17 protein-coding genes are annotated in these 16,479 nt (G+C 66.9%); 2 read left to right on the top strand and 15 right to left on the bottom strand.

Features of this window, described 5'->3' with window-relative positions; all coding sequences use genetic code 11:
- Positions 1-8: 8 nt before the first annotated feature.
- Positions 9-1,226, top strand: a complete 1,218-nt coding sequence (locus N2K99_RS09370) for a PrsW family intramembrane metalloprotease (RefSeq protein WP_227933599.1) — start codon at positions 9-11, stop codon at positions 1,224-1,226.
- Between the two features lie 122 nt (positions 1,227-1,348).
- Here the strand turns inward: N2K99_RS09370 and nusB are convergent, their stop codons facing one another.
- The 13 genes from nusB to N2K99_RS09435 form a co-directional block, all read right to left on the bottom strand.
- A complete protein-coding gene (nusB, locus tag N2K99_RS09375; protein ID WP_227921364.1) occupies positions 1,349-1,759 on the bottom strand; it encodes a transcription antitermination factor NusB in 411 nt (136 codons plus the stop codon).
- Complete coding sequence (gene efp, locus N2K99_RS09380; RefSeq protein WP_227911484.1) at positions 1,756-2,319, bottom strand: elongation factor P; 564 nt, start codon at positions 2,317-2,319, stop codon at positions 1,756-1,758. Before efp ends, nusB begins: the two co-directional genes overlap by 4 nt.
- A gap of 102 nt (positions 2,320-2,421) precedes the next feature.
- Complete coding sequence (gene aroB, locus N2K99_RS09385) at positions 2,422-3,543, bottom strand: 3-dehydroquinate synthase (RefSeq protein WP_227921362.1); 1,122 nt, start codon at positions 3,541-3,543, stop codon at positions 2,422-2,424.
- Entirely contained in the window at positions 3,544-4,086 is a 543-nt protein-coding gene (locus N2K99_RS09390) for a shikimate kinase (RefSeq protein WP_227921360.1), read from the bottom strand.
- A complete protein-coding gene (gene aroC / locus N2K99_RS09395) occupies positions 4,076-5,284 on the bottom strand; it encodes a chorismate synthase (RefSeq protein ID WP_227921359.1) in 1,209 nt (402 codons plus the stop codon). The genes N2K99_RS09390 and aroC overlap by 11 nt, the downstream gene beginning before the upstream one ends.
- Positions 5,285-5,316: 32 nt before the next feature.
- Positions 5,317-6,186 carry a shikimate dehydrogenase gene (locus N2K99_RS09400; RefSeq protein WP_227921358.1) on the bottom strand — a complete coding sequence of 290 codons (870 nt, stop codon included), beginning with the start codon at positions 6,184-6,186 and terminating at the stop codon, positions 5,317-5,319.
- Between the two features lie 2 nt (positions 6,187-6,188).
- Positions 6,189-7,403 carry an endolytic transglycosylase MltG gene (mltG, locus tag N2K99_RS09405; RefSeq protein WP_227921355.1) on the bottom strand — a complete coding sequence of 405 codons (1,215 nt, stop codon included), beginning with the start codon at positions 7,401-7,403 and terminating at the stop codon, positions 6,189-6,191.
- A complete protein-coding gene (gene ruvX, locus N2K99_RS09410) occupies positions 7,400-7,972 on the bottom strand; it encodes a Holliday junction resolvase RuvX (protein WP_227921352.1) in 573 nt (190 codons plus the stop codon). Before ruvX ends, mltG begins: the two co-directional genes overlap by 4 nt.
- Before the next feature lies 1 nt (position 7,973).
- Positions 7,974-10,667, bottom strand: coding sequence for an alanine--tRNA ligase (gene alaS, locus N2K99_RS09415; protein ID WP_227921350.1), 2,694 nt, complete (start codon positions 10,665-10,667; stop codon positions 7,974-7,976).
- Between the two features lie 93 nt (positions 10,668-10,760).
- On the bottom strand, positions 10,761-11,015 hold the full coding sequence (locus N2K99_RS09420) for a hypothetical protein (protein ID WP_227921347.1): 255 nt from the start codon (positions 11,013-11,015) through the stop codon (positions 10,761-10,763).
- 27 nt (positions 11,016-11,042) lie between these two features.
- On the bottom strand, positions 11,043-11,417 hold the full coding sequence (locus tag N2K99_RS09425) for a DUF948 domain-containing protein (RefSeq protein WP_227921340.1): 375 nt from the start codon (positions 11,415-11,417) through the stop codon (positions 11,043-11,045).
- 229 nt (positions 11,418-11,646) lie between these two features.
- On the bottom strand, positions 11,647-12,273 hold the full coding sequence (gene rpsD, locus N2K99_RS09430; RefSeq protein ID WP_104054795.1) for a 30S ribosomal protein S4: 627 nt from the start codon (positions 12,271-12,273) through the stop codon (positions 11,647-11,649).
- Between the two features lie 207 nt (positions 12,274-12,480).
- Complete coding sequence (locus tag N2K99_RS09435; RefSeq protein WP_227933600.1) at positions 12,481-13,872, bottom strand: replication-associated recombination protein A; 1,392 nt, start codon at positions 13,870-13,872, stop codon at positions 12,481-12,483.
- Between the two features lie 92 nt (positions 13,873-13,964).
- Here N2K99_RS09435 and N2K99_RS09440 point away from each other — a divergent pair, with 92 nt between their 5' ends.
- A complete protein-coding gene (locus N2K99_RS09440; RefSeq protein ID WP_227933601.1) occupies positions 13,965-14,552 on the top strand; it encodes a Vms1/Ankzf1 family peptidyl-tRNA hydrolase in 588 nt (195 codons plus the stop codon).
- Positions 14,553-14,558: 6 nt separating this feature from the next.
- On the opposite strand, the gene N2K99_RS09445 is transcribed toward N2K99_RS09440, so the two are convergent.
- Both N2K99_RS09445 and N2K99_RS09450 read right to left on the bottom strand, forming a co-directional pair.
- Positions 14,559-15,596 (bottom strand): nitronate monooxygenase family protein, encoded by a 1,038-nt coding sequence (locus N2K99_RS09445; protein ID WP_227933602.1) that lies wholly within the window; start codon positions 15,594-15,596, stop codon positions 14,559-14,561.
- A gap of 9 nt (positions 15,597-15,605) precedes the next feature.
- Complete coding sequence (locus tag N2K99_RS09450) at positions 15,606-16,442, bottom strand: PhzF family phenazine biosynthesis protein (protein WP_227921328.1); 837 nt, start codon at positions 16,440-16,442, stop codon at positions 15,606-15,608.
- Positions 16,443-16,479 lie beyond the last annotated feature (37 nt).

Raw genomic sequence — 16,479 nt, forward strand, 5'->3', positions numbered from 1 at the left:
CCCAGCCCATGAGCGCACCCGGTATCTTTCCCGACCCGCAGCATCCCGCCCCTCCGGGCTATGGCCCTGCCAACGGCGCCGCACCCGTCCAGACGTTCTGGTCCCCTCCGGCACCACGCCGGGACAAGGGCCTGGCGGCCACCGTAGTGCTGATTGCGCTCTCCTCCGTGGCACTGGCCTGGGTGGGCATGTACCTTCTGGACGGCCTCGGCCCGCCGGCCTTCATTATCTGCGGGCTCCTGGCGCTGGTCCCCCTGAGCATCTGCGTGCTGGGTATCTGGTGGGTGGACCGGTGGGAGCCGGAACCGCGGAGCAGCCTGGTTTTCTCGTTCCTGTGGGGTGCCGGGGTTTCGGTGGCCATCGCCCTGTTGGTTGGTCCGTACTTCACGTTTGCCCTGCTTGAGCTGGTCCCCTACGGCTCGGCGGACCTGCTGGGCGCGGTGGTCCAGGCTCCCGTAGTGGAGGAAATCGCCAAGGGCCTGGGCATCCTCCTGCTTCTGCTGGTCCGCCGGCGGATCTTTGACGGGCCGGTGGACGGCATCGTGTTTGCCGCTGCCGTGGCAGCGGGGTTCGCCTTCACGGAAAACATCCTCTACTTCGGGGCAGCGCTGCGGACAGCCGGGCCCGAGACGGTGTACGAGCTCGGGTTTATTTTCATCCTCCGCGGGCTGCTCTCCCCCTTTGCGCATGTCCTGTTCACCGCCTGCACCGGGCTCGCGCTGGGACTGGCGGCGCGGCGTGCGGGCAACGCGTGGATCCTGCCGGCCTTCGTGATCGGATTGATTCCGGCCATCCTGGGGCACATGCTGTGGAACGGCGGCCCCGCGTTGTTTTTCGGGGACTTCTTCCTCTTCTACTTCCTGCTCCAGGTTCCGTTCTTCGGCGCGGCGGTCACCGGGGTGTGGCTGCTGCGCCGCGCGGAGCAGCGCCTGACCCTGCAACGGCTTTCCGAATACGCCATGGCGGGCTGGTTCACCCCCGCAGAAGTGCGGATGCTGGCCACCGGCGCCGGCCGCCGCCAGGCCATGGGCTGGGCACGGGCCACCGGGGCGGCACCGCACATGAAGGAGTTCATCCGGCGTGCCACCCGCCTGGCATTGACCCGGCAGCAGATAGCCTCCGGCCGGGATGTCAGCGCCAACATGGAGTATGAGCGGACCCTGCTGGGTGAACTCACCGGCATCCGGACCACCATGCTGGCCGGGCAGGCCCTTCAGGCCAGGTAAAACCCTCCAGCCCGGGTGAAACCCTGCAGCCCGGGTGAAACCCGCAGCCGAAGTGAAACGGCTGGAAACGCAGAAAAGACCGGCCCCGCGGGGCCGGTCTTTTTTGGATGCTTGGATCCTGGCTAAGCCAGCAGGGAGGGCTTCAGTTCCTGCAGCCGTCCGAGCAGGCCGTTGATGAAGGCCGGGGATTCGTCCGTGGAGAGTGCTTTCGCCAATTCCACGGCTTCGCTGATGGCCACCTTGTCGGGAACGTCGTCGTTGTAGAGAAGTTCCCAAGTGCCCAGGCGGAGGATGATGCGGTCCACCGAGGGCATGCGATCAAGCGTCCAGCCCTGCGAATACGTGCTCAGGAACTCATCGATCTGCTCCTGCATCGCAACCACGCCTTCCACCAGGTCCATGGTGTAGGGGTTGATGGTCTGGTCGGTCTTTTCGCGGCGGGCCCGAATGGCATCGAAGGCAGAAACCGAACGCTGTTCGGCTTCGAAAAGGACCTCCAGTGCCCGGGTCCGTGCTTTACTGCGTGCACTCACTCGTTAACGCGTCCCAGGTAGTCGCCGGTGCGGGTGTCGACCTTGACCTTGGTGCCCTGCTCCAGGAACAGCGGCACCTGGATCTCGTAGCCGGTCTCGATCGTGGCGGGCTTGGTGCCGCCGGTGGAACGGTCGCCCTGCAGGCCCGGCTCGGTGTACGTGATCTCCATGGTGACCGACGGCGGGAGTTCGATGTACAGCGGCGAACCCTCGTGGATCGCGATGGTGACCATCATGGACTCCATCATGAAGTTCGCGTTGTCACCGACGATCTTGCCGGGGACCGTGAGCTGGTCAAAGTCGGAGGTGTCCATGAAGACGTAGTCTTCGCCGTCCTGGTACAGGTACTGGTAATCGCGGCGGTCCACCGTGGCGGTCTCGACCTTGATGCCGGCGTTGAACGTCTTGTCCACTACCTTGCCCGAAGTCACGTTGCGCATCTTGGTACGGACGAACGCACCACCCTTGCCCGGCTTCACGTGCTGGAACTCGATGATGCTCCAGAGGTTGCCTTCAAGCTTCAGCACGGTGCCGTTCTTGATGTCGTTGGTCGTCGCCACAGTTTCTCTTCCGTTGTTCGTCAGTCGTTAGTCAAAGTACGTTCGGTAGTCAAAGTACGTTTTATTCAAGTCCGTCGACTATTCTACCCGCTCGCGCAGAACCTACAGGCTGAGGCGGATTCCGCCCTGCGGCTCGGAGGCGATCTCCTGGTAGGCCGCGAACAGCAGCGAGGTATCCGGCACCTCCAGCATGGACGGTTTCGCCAGTCCGTCCAGCACCACGAAGCGCAACAGGTCCCCGCGGGACTTCTTGTCCCGGCGCATGCCGTCCAGCAGGGCGGACCAACGGTCCTTGCGGTAGGTCACGGGCAGCCCCAGCGAGGAGAGGATCTCCTTGTGCCGGTCCGCAGTCGCGTCATCCAACCGGCCCACCGTCCGTCCCAGTTCCGCGGCGAAGACCAGGCCAACGGACACTGCCGCGCCGTGCCGCCACTGGTAGCGTTCCGCCAGCTCGATGGAATGGCCCAGGGTGTGCCCGTAGTTCAGGAATTCCCGCCGGCCGGATTCGCGCAGGTCCGAGGAGACAATTTCCGCCTTGACCCCGATGGAGCGTTCCACCAGTTCGCGCACGACGTCGGAAGCGCCGTCGGCCACTGCCTCCGGGTTCGCTTCGACCAGGTCCAGGATGGCAGGGTCGGCGATGAACCCGCATTTGATGACCTCGGCCATGCCGCTGAGCAGCTCGTTCCTGGGCAGGGTGGCCAGGGCGTCCAGGTCCGCCAGGACCCCGGCGGGCGGATGGAAGGCGCCCACGAGGTTCTTGCCTTCGGCGGTGTTGATGGCGGTCTTGCCGCCCACGGCCGCGTCCACCATGCCCAGCAGGGACGTGGGGATGTGCACCACTTTAATGCCGCGCAGCCAGGTGGCGGCCACGAAGCCGGCCACGTCGGTGACCGCTCCGCCGCCGACGGCGACAATGGCATCGGACCGGGTGAAATCGTTCTGGCCCAGGACCTGCCAGCAGAAGGACGCCACCTGGATGTGCTTGCCCTCTTCGGCGTCCGGGATCTCCGCGGTGACGGCGGTCAGGCCCGTGGCGGCGAGTTCGTCGCGTACGGTATCGCCGGTGGTGCGCAGGGCGCGCGGGTGGATCACCAGGACGCGGCGCACGCGCTCACCCAGCATGTCCGGCAGCCGGCCAAGCAGGCCGTTGCCTACGACGACGTCGTAGTTCTCTGCGGGGTTGGTGCCGGTCACCGGGATGATCGTGGGGTCGGAGGGCATCTAGTCTTCTCCTTTGATGAGGACGGAAGTCAGCCGGTCAATAATGGCCGGAACGGTAAGTCCCCTGGTGTCAATGGTGATGTCGGCCAGGGATTCGTATATGGGACGGCGGATGTCCGCCAGTTCCTGCCAGCGCCGGACCGGGTCCGGTGCGAGCAGGGGACGGTGGCCTGCACGGGTGATCCGTGGAAGCACGGTGGCAAGGTCCGTATCCAGAAACACTACAGTGGCGCGGCCGAGCAGTTGCTGGGTCCCCGAGTCCAGCACGGCGCCTCCGCCCAGGGAAATCACGGTGGGCACGCGGGCTTCAAGGGCAGCGGCAACGGTCCGCGCTTCGACCTCGCGGAAATAGTGCTCACCGTACGCGCTGAAAATGCCGGCAATGGGACCGTACCGTGCCACGACGGCCTCGTCCGTGTCCAGGAAGGGCATTCCCTGGCGGGCAGCGAACCCGCGTCCGACGACCGACTTCCCGGCCGCCATAAAGCCCATCAGGACCAGGTGCCGGTCGAGCCCGCTGGACCTGTCGCTCCTAGGGGACATCGGTACCGGCGGATTCCAGCGGCTGCGGAATGGCGGCCAGGTAGGCGTGCAGGTTCCGTGCAGTTTCGGGCACGGAATCGCCGCCGAACTTCTCGATCACGGCTTCGGCCAGGACCAGCGCCACCATGGCTTCGGCAACCACGCCGGCAGCGGGGACCGCGCAGACATCCGACCGCTGGTGGTGGGCCCGGGCCGGTTCGGAAGTACTCACGTCAACGGTGCGCAGCGCCCGCGGCACGGTGGCAATGGGTTTCATTGCGGCACGTACCCGCAGCAGTTCGCCGATGCTCATGCCCCCTTCGATGCCTCCGGCGCGGTTGCTTGATCGGACCACGCGGCCCTCGGCGTCCTGCAGGATTTCGTCGTGGGCAGCGGAGCCGCGGCGGGTGGCAGTGAGGAAACCGTCCCCTACTTCCACGCCCTTGATGGCCTGGATGCCCATCAGGGCGCCGGCGATGCGGGCGTCCAGCCGGCGGTCCCAATGAACGTAGCTGCCCAGTCCCGGCGGCAGGCCGTAGGCCAGCACCTCCACCACTCCCCCGAGCGTCTCGCCCTCCTTGTGCGCGGCATCGACTTCGGCCACCATGGCCGCCGAGACGCCTGCATCGAAGCAGCGCATCGGGTCGGCGTCGAGCGCGTCGACGTCGGCCGGGAGCGGCAAGGCCGAGTCGCCCGGCGCCATCACACCGGCGATGCCCACGGTGTGGCTGACCAGTTCAATGCCCAGCTGCTTCAGGAAGGCAGAGGCGACGGCGCCAAGCGCCACGCGGGTGGCGGTTTCCCTTGCGCTGGCGCGTTCAAGGACGGGACGGGCTTCGTCGAAACCGTACTTCTGCATACCGGTGAAATCAGCATGCCCAGGACGGGGACGGGTGAGGGGCGCATTGCGTGCAGAGTTGGCCAGGACCGCCGGATCCACCGGATCGGCAGCCATCACCTGTTCCCACTTGGGCCATTCGGTGTTGCCGATCTCGATGGCGACCGGGCCGCCCTGGGTCTTGCCGTGGCGGACGCCGCCCAGGATGCGCACGGCATCCTGTTCAAATTTCATTCGGGCGCCGCGGCCGTAACCGAGGCGGCGACGGGCAAGAGCAGCGGAGATGAGGGTGCTGTCCACCTCCACTCCGGCAGGGACACCTTCAACAATTCCAACCAAAGCAGGGCCATGGGACTCACCGGCGGTCAACCAACGCAACATGCTTTCAATACTGCCATGCCCGGCGTGGGCGTTCAGCGCCGCGGGATTCGCACAGCGTCACACATGGCGTTTATGACGCCGGGTTCGTCGAAGAACGCGTCCCCGGTAAACAGTTTTACCTGCTCCACGGCCTGGTAAAGCAGCATCTCGATGCCCGGCACCACCGTTCCGCCGAACCCGGACCAGACGGACGCGATCCGGCTTGGCCATGGGTCGTACGCGGCATCCAGGAGGATGGCGTCCTGCCGGACTTCGGAGATTGCGTCCGCGAGGCCGTCTGCACCGTGCGGCGGCAGCGTGCAGATTACGACGTCGGCCGCCTCGCAGGCTGTGGCTGCCTCCTCCCACGGCCGCGGGTGCACGGCAACGCCGGTTGCGTGGCCTGCCTCCAGCACCCCTGCCTGCCCGGGGGCAGGTACCGGGAAGCGTCGGGCGCAGACCACCGTTTCGGACGGGTCCAGCCGCGCCAGTGCCGCAACAGCGGCGCACGCGGTTCCGCCCGCGCCAAGCACCACGGCCCGCGCTCCGGAACCGACTCCGGCGTACCGCAGGGCGCCGACAATGCCGGCCACATCGGTGTTGTGGCCGGTCAGGACCGTGCGGGAGCCTGTCCGGGAGAAGGTCACGGTGTTCAGCACTCCGAGCGCCTTCACCAGCGGCCCGACCTCGTCCATCTCCTCCGCCATGACGGCCTTCAGCGGCATAGTGACGGACAGACCGGTCCAGCCCTCCTGCCCGCGGAGGGAGGCCGCGAATCCCGCGGCCTCCTCAACACGGAGGTCTATCGCCTCGTAGCTGCAGTCGAACCCCAGATGGTTGTACGCGGCCTGGTGCAGCCGGGGTGACTGGGAATGGCTGATCGGATGCCCCAGCACGGCTGCGCGCCGCGGGGCGCTATCCACCGCTAACCACACCGCCCGGCTTTTTGGGTACTGCACCAGTTCTGGTATTCCTCGACGTACTTGGCGTGCTCGGCGAGGGTGGAGGAGAACTTGGTTTCGCCGCTGTCCAGGTTGACGGTGACCCAGTAGTAGTACGGGACGTCATCAGGGTTGGCCGCTGCCTCAATGGCCTCCCGGCTCGGGGAACCGATGGGACCGACGGGCAGGCCGGGGTTGGCGTAGGTGTTGTACGGGTTGGATTTGTCCGCCTTTTCCTCCGCGGTGAGTTCATAGCTCTTGCGGTTCAGGCCGTACGTCACCGTGGCATCGGACTGGATCAGCCCGTTGGTTTCCTTGTTGTCCGGGCCCAACCGGTTCTCGATGGAGCCGGCGACGGCACCGTAGTCAGCCTCCCCGGCCTCGGCCTGGATGATGCTGGCCTTGGTCAGGATCCGGTACTGCTCGGCGGGATCGGTAATACCGGCCGCTTCGAGTTCAGCGAACGTGTTATCCACCATCTCGGTGATGATCTCGGTGGCGTCCTTTTCGACGTCGAACCGGTATTCGCCCGGATGCAGGTAGCCTTCAAGGCTTACTGCTTCCTCCGGCAGGCCGAACTGCTGCGGGTCCGCGGCCAAGGCCTGGAACTCAGAAAGCGGGATCCGGGTGGAGGTATTCAGGACTTCGAAGACCTCGCCCTGGCGCAGGTCGCGTGCCACTGCCGCGTAATGCACCTGGCTGCCGCCGTCCCCGAGCAGGGCATCCACGGCAGCGGAGGAGGACATCTGGTATTTCATTTCGTACGTCCCGGGCTGGATTTCCCGTCCGTCCGACTGGGCGGTGAAGGCGTTGACGAATTCCTTGGACGTGGCGACGATGTCTTCGGCTTCGAGCTTTCCGCCGATCAGCAGCGGGCCGTCACCTTCTGCCACGGTGAACGCCACGGTGCCGTTGCCTGCACCCTCGTAGTCCTGGATCTCGTTCATGCCCAGCAGGTCCCGCAGGAACATGATGAGGCCGAAAACCACGCCTGCGAACACGGCCAGCACGGTGACCATGATGATGGTGCGGCGACGGCGGCGGCGCTGCTTTTCACGGCTCGGCCGCTGGCTCCTGCGGCTGGGAAGGTCCGAGGGCTCCTCAAAGAACACGCCCACGGGGAGTTCATGACTGCCGCCCTGTCGGGGCCTGCGGTCAGGCTCCGCCATGGCCGGGTACTCGGGATATCTGTGGCTCACGGCGTATTACCGCTTTCGCGCTCGATGTCCTGCGAAATTTCGAACTCCTCGGTCGGGGCCGGCACCCCGCCGCTTTCGCGGCGCGGCCGGCGCAGTGTAACCAGCTCCCCTACGTCCCGGTTCAGGGATCGTTGTGTGTCAATAGACTGCTGCAGAATCGCTACAGCAGCCGCTTGATCAACCACTGTACGGTGATTCCGGCTGTTCATTCCAGCTTCGCGCAGGGAACGGTGCGCGGAGACCGTAGTCAGGCGTTCGTCCACCAACCGCACCTGCTGTTCCTGGCCGGCGTCGGCCAGGGCCCGGACCAGCGCCTGCGCGTAGTCCCGGGCCATCTGGGTGGAGGCGGTTTCGCCGCCGCCCAGGCTGCGGGGCAGGCCGACAAACACTTCGACGGCACCCCGCTCCGCAGCTTCCCGGACCACCACGCGGATGTCGCTGTTCTTCTTCGCGTCCCGCTTCAGCGTCCTGACCGGCATGGCCAGGACGCCGTCGGGGTCGCTGGCGGCGAGGCCGACCCGAACCAGGCCGACGTCGACACCCAGCTTCACCCCGTGCAGACCACTCAAGTCAGCTCCGCCCGGCCACGGCTTCGCGGATCGCCGTGAGGGCAGCTCCGATCCTGCCGGCATCGGAGCCGCCGCCCTGGGCGACGTCGTCCTTGCCGCCGCCGCCGCCGCCAAGCACGCCGGCGGCAACCTTGACGAGGGCACCTGCCTTGACGCCGGCGCCGCGGGCGCCTTCGTTGGTGGCGACAATCACTACGGGACGGTTGTTGGAGACACCGGCGACAGCCACCGCTGCGGGTTCGCTGCCCAGGCGGGAACGCAGGTCAAGGGCCAAGGTGCGCAGGTCATCCGCTCCCCCGACCTCGCCGGCATTGTGGGCCAGGAGCCGGACGCCGTCTACATCCACTGCGGTGCCTACGAGGGCGGCGGCGGAAGCGGCCAGCTGCTCGCGGCGCAGCTTTTCGAGTTCCTTCTCGGTGGACTTCAGCTTGGCCAGGGTGGCAGCGAGGCGGTCCGGCAGCTGCACCGAAGGGACCTTGAGCATCTCGGACAGCTCATTCACCAGTGCGCGCTCGGCGGCGAGGTGGCGGAAGGCGTCCATGCCCACGAAGGCTTCGACCCGGCGGTTGCCGGATCCGACGGACTGCTCGCCCAGCAGGGTCAGGCTGCCGATGCGGGAAGTCGAGGCCACGTGGGTGCCGCCGCAGAGTTCGCGGGACCAGTCGCCGTTCATTTCCACGACCCGCACGGTGTCACCGTAGGCTTCGCCGAACAGTGCGGTGGCGCCCAGTGCCTTGGCGTCCGCCAGGGACATGACCTTGGTCTCCACCTGGTAGTTGCTGCGGATCGCGAGGTTGGAGACCTCTTCGATTTCGGACTTCGCGGCGTCGGAGAGACCTTCGCCCCAGGAGAAGTCGAAGCGCAGGTAGCCGGCCTTGTTGAAGGAGCCGCGCTGCAGCGCTTCCGGGCCGAGGATCTGGTGCAGGGCCGCGTGCACGATGTGCGTGCCGGAGTGCGCCTGCTCTGCCTCGTGGCGGCGCTGGGCGTCGACGGCGGCCAGCACGTTGGCGCCGGCAGCGATCTCGCCTTCGCGGACAATCGCCTTGTGCACGCTCAGCCCCTTGACCGGGCGCTGGACGTCCTGCACCTCGAGGACGAAGCCGTCACCGGTGATGAGGCCGGTATCGGCGGCCTGCCCGCCCGCTTCGGCATAGAACGGCGTCGAGTCCAGCACCAGGGAGATTTCGGAACCCTGCCCGGCGTATTCCACCCGGGAGTTCCCCGAAATGATGCCGCGGACCTTCGATTCGGTCTTCAGCTCGTCATAGCCGGTGAATACTGTGGAGCCGGCGGCCAGCAGTTCGTTGAACACCGACATATCGGCGTGCCCGTGCTTCTTCCCGCGGGCATCTGCCTGGGCGCGCTTGCGCTGCTCGGACATCAGCGAGCGGAATCCGGCCTCGTCGACCTTCAGGCCCGCTTCCTCGGCCATTTCCAGCGTGAGGTCGATGGGGAAACCGTAGGTGTCGTGCAGGGCAAACGCTTCTTCGCCGCTCAACGGAGCTCCGGCGGCCTTGGAAACCTTGACGGCCTCTTCCAGGCGCTCGGTGCCGGAGGCGATGGTGCGCAGGAACGCCTTCTCCTCGGCATAGGCGATCCGGCTGATCCGGGCGAAGTCGGCTTCAACCTCGGGGTACGTGCCCTTCATGGCGTCGCGGGAGACGGGCAGCAGTTCGGGCAGCACGGCGGTGTCCACGCCCAGCAGGCGCATGGCGCGCACGGCCCGGCGGATGAGGCGGCGCAGCACGTAGCCGCGGCCTTCGTTGGACGGGCTCACGCCGTCGGAAATCAACATCAGGGCGGAGCGGATGTGGTCGGCCACCACGCGCATCCGGACGTCGTCCGTGTGGTGCGGGTCCGAGGGGTCTTCGGAGCTGGTGTAGGTCTTGCCGGAGAGCTCGGCGGCCTTGTCCAGCACCGGACGGACCTGGTCCGTCTCGTACATGTTCTCCACGCCCTGCAGGATCATCGCCAGGCGCTCCAGGCCGAGACCCGTGTCGATGTTCTTCTGCGGCAGTTCGCCGGCCACGTCGAAGTCCGTCTTGGAGCGCACGGCGGAGAGCTGGTACTGCATAAAGACCAGGTTCCAGATCTCGATGTAGCGCGTCTCGTCTACTGCCGGGCCGCCCTCCTGGCCGTAGGCCGGACCGCGGTCGTAGTAGATCTCGGAGCAGGGGCCGCCCGGGCCTGCCTGTCCGGTGTTCCAGTAGTTGTCTGCCTTGCCGGTCCCGATGATGCGGTCATTCGGGATGCCGATCTTGTCCCGCCAGATGGCGCGCGCTTCGTCGTCGCGCTCGTCGCCGTCTTCGTAAACGGTGACCCAGAGCCGCTGCGGGTCCAGCCCGTAACCGCCCTTCTCGACGTCGGAGGTCAGCAGTTCCCAGGCGTAGGTGATCGCTTCTTCCTTGAAGTAGTCACCGAAGGAGAAGTTGCCTGCCATCTGGAAGAAGGTGCCGTGGCGGGCGGTCTTGCCCACTTCTTCGATGTCCGCGGTGCGGATGCACTTCTGCACGCTGGTTGCCCGGCTGTACGGCGCCTTTTCGCGGGCGGTGAGGTAAGGGATGAACGGCACCATGCCGGCCACGGTGAACAGCAGCGAGGGATCGTTGGAGACGAGCGACGCCGAGGGCACCACCGTATGTCCCTTATCGCTGAAGTAATCCAGCCAGCGGCGTGCAATCTCGTGGGACTTCATGGTGGTTCTATACCCTTCCGGTAATGGTGTTTCAGCAGGCAGGTGGGGCTGCATGCGTAATGCTGTGCTGCCAGTGACGAAGAAGTGCGGCGCTTAGCGGCGCGTGGACCTCAGGGTCTCGGCAACGTTGTCGGAGTTGTCCAGGCCCAGGGCGGCACGCAGCTCGCCCTCGCGCTGGCCCATGCCTTCACGCAGGGCTTCGGCGAAGCTCTGCACGGCACCCGCTGCGGAATCCACCGCACGGTTGATCCCCGCCTGGCTCAGGCTGGTCTTGGCCTCGGAAACCCGGCGGACGGCGATTACGCCGATGGCAACGCCAATGGACATCCAAAATACGCGCTTGATCATGGCTGGCTCCTGTAGTTGTTGGTGTGCTTAGCGGCTGCGCCGGCCACGGCCGGCGGTCCTGCGGGAGGCGAGGGCGGAACGTACGCCGTAGCTGAACGCCGAGACCTTGATCAGCGGGGAACCCACGGTGGCGGCCACCAGGGAGGACAGAGCGGACAAGTTGGCCGATGCGTCCGAAACGTTCGAGGAGATGCCGTCCACCTTCTGCAGCTGCAGGTTGGTGGTGGACACCGTGGTGGTGACCTCGTCGATCAGCGGAGTGGTCTCCTCGCTGAGCGTACGGATGGCGCCGCGCATCTCGTCGAAGACCTTCCCCAGTTTCCAGACGGGAACGGCCAGCAACGCGACCAATACGGCAAACACACCGGCCGCGATCAGACCGGCTATATCTCCACCCGACATGGGACTCCTTCTTGCGCAAAAATTCGTGGTTCGCATCGCCGTGAACGGCTCTGCCCGGAAGTCCCCGCCTGGATACGGCGAAAGACTCCGGTATGTACCTTACCTACTGCAACGCCGCGGCACTTACTTTTGCCGTGTACGCCACGAAAGGAGGAATACTGCCCCGGATAACGGAACAGCCCGCGGCACAAGGCCGCGGGCTGAACAGTAAACGGAAAAGTTTCCGTTATTAGCGTGCGTAGTATTCCACCACGAGCTGCTCTTCGCAGGTCACGGGGACTTCCGAGCGCTTCGGGCGACGCACGAGGCGTGCCTGCAGCTTGTCCAGGGAAACATCGAGGTAACCCGGAACGGCGGGCAGGACGTCGCGGTGGGCGCCGGCTGCGGCAACCTGGAACGGCGTCATGGTCTCGCTGCGCTGGTGCACGTGGATGAGCTGGCCTTCGGAAACGCGGAAGGACGGGCGGTCCACGCGGGCGCCGTCGACCATGATGTGACGGTGCACAACCAGCTGGCGGGCCTGGGCGATCGTGCGGGCAAAGCCGGCACGCAGCACGAGTGCGTCGAGACGCATTTCGAGCAGTTCGATCAGGTTTTCACCGGTCAGGCCGGCGGTACGGCGGGCTTCTTCGAAGACACGGGTCATCTGTGCTTCGCGGATGCCGTACTGGGCGCGCAGACGCTGCTTTTCGCGCAGACGTACGGCGTAGTCGCTGTCCTGCTTGCGACGGGCGCGGCCGTGCTCACCCGGGGGGTAAGGCCGACGCTCGAAGTACTTTGCTGCCTTGGGGGTCAAAGCAATGCCGAGGGCGCGCGATGCGCGTGCCTGCCGGCGTGCACGTGTGTTGTTAGCCACGTTCACCTTTCACTGTTTGGCGGTTTGGCCACGGCGGTAGTACGTGCCGTGACTGCTGCGAAATATGCTGGCCTCCATTAGGGAGAGCTCCGGCCAACCGCTGCCGTCTGCTACAGCCGAGGGTGTCGAAATCGACAACCGGCTTGCCAGTCAACCATCAATGCTAACACGCACTGCGGGGCCGGCCGGCAGGAACAGCCGGGCCGGTCAGGACTTCTCGCCCCGGATGATTCCCCGAAGCCGCTCCAGCCTGGCGGAAATGTCGCGCTCCACTCCGTTGCCGGTGGGTTCGTAGTAGTTTTTTCCGACCAGGTCATCCGGCGCGTACTGCTGGCGTGCGACGCCGTGCGGGGAGTCATGCGAATAGATGTACCCCTTGCCGTGTCCCAGCTGCTTCGCGCCCGGGTAGTGGGCATCGCGCAGATGGGACGGAACGCCCTGCCCGCGCCCGGCCCGCACATCGGCGATGGCCGCGTTGATGCCGTTGTAGGCAGCGTTGGATTTCGGTGCGGTGGCAATATGCACCACCGCCTCCGCCAGGATGATCCGCCCTTCGGGCATGCCGATCAGCTGGACGGCCTGGGCAGCCGCGACGGCGGTCTGCAGCGCGGTCGGGTCCGCCATTCCCACGTCCTCCGATGCCGAGATGATCAACCGCCGGGAAATGAACCGGGGGTCCTCCCCCGATTCCAGCATGCGGGCCAGGTAGTGCAGGGCGGCGTCGACGTCGGATCCCCGGAGGGACTTGATGAACGCGCTGGTGATGTCGTAGTGCTGGTCACCCGCGCGGTCGTAGCGCAGCGCCGCAACGTCCAGTGCCTCTTCGGCGTGTTTCAGGGTCACTTCGGGGATATCGTCGTCGTCCGCTTTTTCGGAGTAGGCGACGCCGGCGGCGGCCTCGAGCGCGGTCAGGCCGCGTCGGGCGTCCCCTGCCGCCAGCCGGACCAGGTGCTCCAGCGCCTCGGAGCTAAGCGTGACCCGTCCGGCCAGCCCCCGTTCATCCTCGACGGCGCGTTGGAGCAGGGCGGCGATGTCCTCCTCGGTCAGCGGTTTCAGTGTCAGCAGCAGCGACCGGGACAGCAGCGGGGAAACCACGGAAAAGGACGGGTTTTCCGTGGTGGCGGCCATCAGGACCACCCACCGGTTTTCCACCCCGGGCAGCAGGGCATCCTGCTGGGCCTTGTTGAAGCGGTGGATCTCGTCCAGGAAGAGGATGGTGGTGACGCCGTGCAGGTCCCGGTCCGTCAGGGCCTGCTCCATGACCCGTCGGACATCCTTGACGCCTGCCGTGATGGCGGAGAGTTCCACGAACTTGCGCCCGGCACCCCGGGCGACGACGTGCGCCAAAGTGGTCTTGCCGGTGCCGGGCGGCCCCCACAGCATGACCGAGGAAGGTCCGGCGGGGTTGCGTTCATCGGCGGAGGAAGCCAGCGTGCGCAGCGGGGAGCCGGGGCCGAGCAGGTGCTGCTGTCCCACCACCTCGTCCACCGTGCGCGGGCGCATCCGCACAGCCAGGGGGCTGCGCGGCCGCACTCTCGTGCCCGGGGCTGCCCCGGCGTCGTCGAACTCTGCGTCGTCGTCTCCGTCTACGCTGAACAAATCATTCCCCGGCAAACCATTCACGCTTCAAGGCTACTCGTGCCGTAACCTGAGCAGGTCCACCCCGCTTTTCGTTGAAAGCAGACCCGGCCATGCCTGCCTCGCGCACCACCTATGTTCCGGCAGAGCGGCTGGTTGGCTGGCTGGAACGGTTCGAAGCGGGCCAGGGTGCACTGGAGTTTGTCCCCGGGAATGAGGGTGTCCGGGTCCGTGCTGCGTCCGGCGCCGAGGCCGAGCTGTTGGGCCCGTGGCCTGCCGACGGCCGCCCCGGGCGGGGAACCAACGACGTCGAACGCCTCGCTTCGCTGGCCGGGCAGGCCCGGACCCTGGGCCTGGTGCTGGTCCGCCGCGGCGGATATGCCGTGGGCGTTGCCCGGGAAGGCCGCCTGCTGGGCTCGAAAACGGGGTCGCCCAACAGCCGCCGGGCCAACGCAGCCGACGCGTTGGCAGCCATCGCCGCGGAGCAGGCAGCGGCCGTGTTCAGCAGCGCCACCCCGGAGTACCTGGTTTTCGGCGGCGACCGGATGCTGGCCGAGCAGGTTGCCGGCCGGCGGGAGTTTGCCCGCTGGGCCGGGCTGCCCCGGCTGCGCCCGCTGGACGTACCTGACCCGAAAGCGGCGGTGCTGGCGCAGGCGGCCCGGGATGCGGCGTCGGTGTTTGTCCGGATCAGCCTGCCCTAGGAACGGTTACCGCGCACCCAGCCGCGCGACTATGGCGGCGGCCGGCTCCGGCAGTGCCGAGTGGTAACCGGTTCCGGCCCAGAGGCTGGTGCCGTGCGGATTCCCCGACGCTGCCGCCTGTGCCCTGAGCCCCTTGGTGACCTGGTTGACCAGCGGGTAGGCGGCCGGAGCGTGCGGGTGTTCGGCCATGAACCGGTTGGCCAGTCCCCGTGCGGTGCGGCCGGAAAAGGCCCGGGTCAGTGCGGTCTGCGTAAACTGCGGGTCCTGCAGGGCCGCCCGGTGCACGGCCGCGGTCCCGGCCTCCGGGCTCAACAGCAGCGCGGTGCCGACCTGCACGGCGTCGGCCCCGGCAGCCCGCAGGGTCCGGACCTGTGCAGGAGTGCTGATGCCTCCGGCGGCAATGAGTTCAACATCGTCATTGACGGCGTCCCGGACCGCACGCACCAGCTCATCCAACGACTGCGCGGACGGTTCCGCCGCGGCGTCGAAGGTTCCGCGGTGACCGCCGGCCGCCGGTCCCTGCAGGCACAGCATCCGTGCACCTGCCGCAACGGCCAGCTCCGCTTCCCGTGCGGTGGTCACGGTGACGGCGACGGCGGTGCCTGCCTCCCGGAGCGCAGTAATAACGTCTCCGCCGGGCAGGCCGAAGGTAAAGGACACCACGGGTACCTGCAGGCGGAGGACCAGTTCGAGCTTGGCATCCCATCCGTCGTCGTCCTCCGGGTCCGGCAGCGGCAGCAGCTCCGGCGGATAGTCCCGGGCCAGCTGCTCCCGGTAGGCCAGGGCGGCAGCGACCTGCCGGGATGTTCCGGAACCGCCGGTGTTCGCGGCATCCGGCACGAAGAGGTTTACTCCGAACGGCCGGCCGGTCAGCGCCCGGGTCGCCGTGATTTCCCCGGCCAGAGCCTCAGCGCTTTTATAGCCTGCCGCGAGGAACCCCAGGCCTCCGGCGTTGCTGACCGCCGCTGCCAGCGCCGGAGTGGACGGCCCGCCGGCCATGGGCGCGCCGACGACGGCGTGCGGAAGGGACCCCAGCGTCAACATTCCCGCCGCCTACAGCTTTACGGTGCCGTCGATGCAGGTGGCGGTTTCCCCGCCGACCCAGATCTTCCGGTCCCGGGTAAAGATCCGCACCAGTCCGGAACGCTCCAGCACGGTGCCCTGCGTGACGGTGTAGCGCTCCGGTGCGAGTCCGGCTCCGATCAGCCACTGCGCCAGTCCGGCATTGAGGCTGCCGGTGACGGGATCCTCCCGCACCCCGTGGCCGGGCGCGAAGGCGCGGACTTCGAAGTCCGTTTCGCCGCCGTCGGGCTGCGGGCCGATGACTCCCACGGCCAGGGAGCCCATAGCTGCCGGATCCGGCGTCAGGGACAGCACGGTTTCGGCATCCTTCAGGAGCAGACCCAGCCAGCCGGGACCGTTGTCGATCCAGTTCGAGGCGGAGACCTGGTCCCGGGTAATCCCGAGGGCGTCCACCGCCTGCTTCAGCACGGCTTCCTCCAGCTCGCCCGAGCGGATCAGCGGCGGTGCGCCGAACGCGGCCATCCCGGCCGAGGCGTGCAGGGTCACCAGGCCCACTTCGCATTCGGAAATCACCACGCCGGGGTAATGCGGGATGTTGCCGGCTTCGAGCCAGGCGTGGCAGGTGCCCAGCGTGGGGTGCCCGGCGAAGGGGATCTCTCCCCCGGGCGTGAAAATGCGGACCCTGTAGTCGGCGCCTTCCTGGGTGGGCGGCAGCACGAACGTTGTCTCGGACAGGTTGGTCCACCGGGCAAAGGAGGCCATGGCGGCGTCGGAAACGCCGTCGGCATCCAGCACCACGGCCACCGGGTTGCCCAGATAGGGCTTCGTGCCGAATACGTCCACCTGCTTGAACCAGCGATCTCTCATGCCCAAACACTATCGGGTGCCGGTGCCGGACTGTCCA

The sequence above is a fragment of the Arthrobacter sp. zg-Y1110 genome (assembly GCF_025244865.1).
In the GTDB taxonomy this organism is placed as follows: Bacteria; Actinomycetota; Actinomycetes; order Actinomycetales; family Micrococcaceae; genus Arthrobacter_B.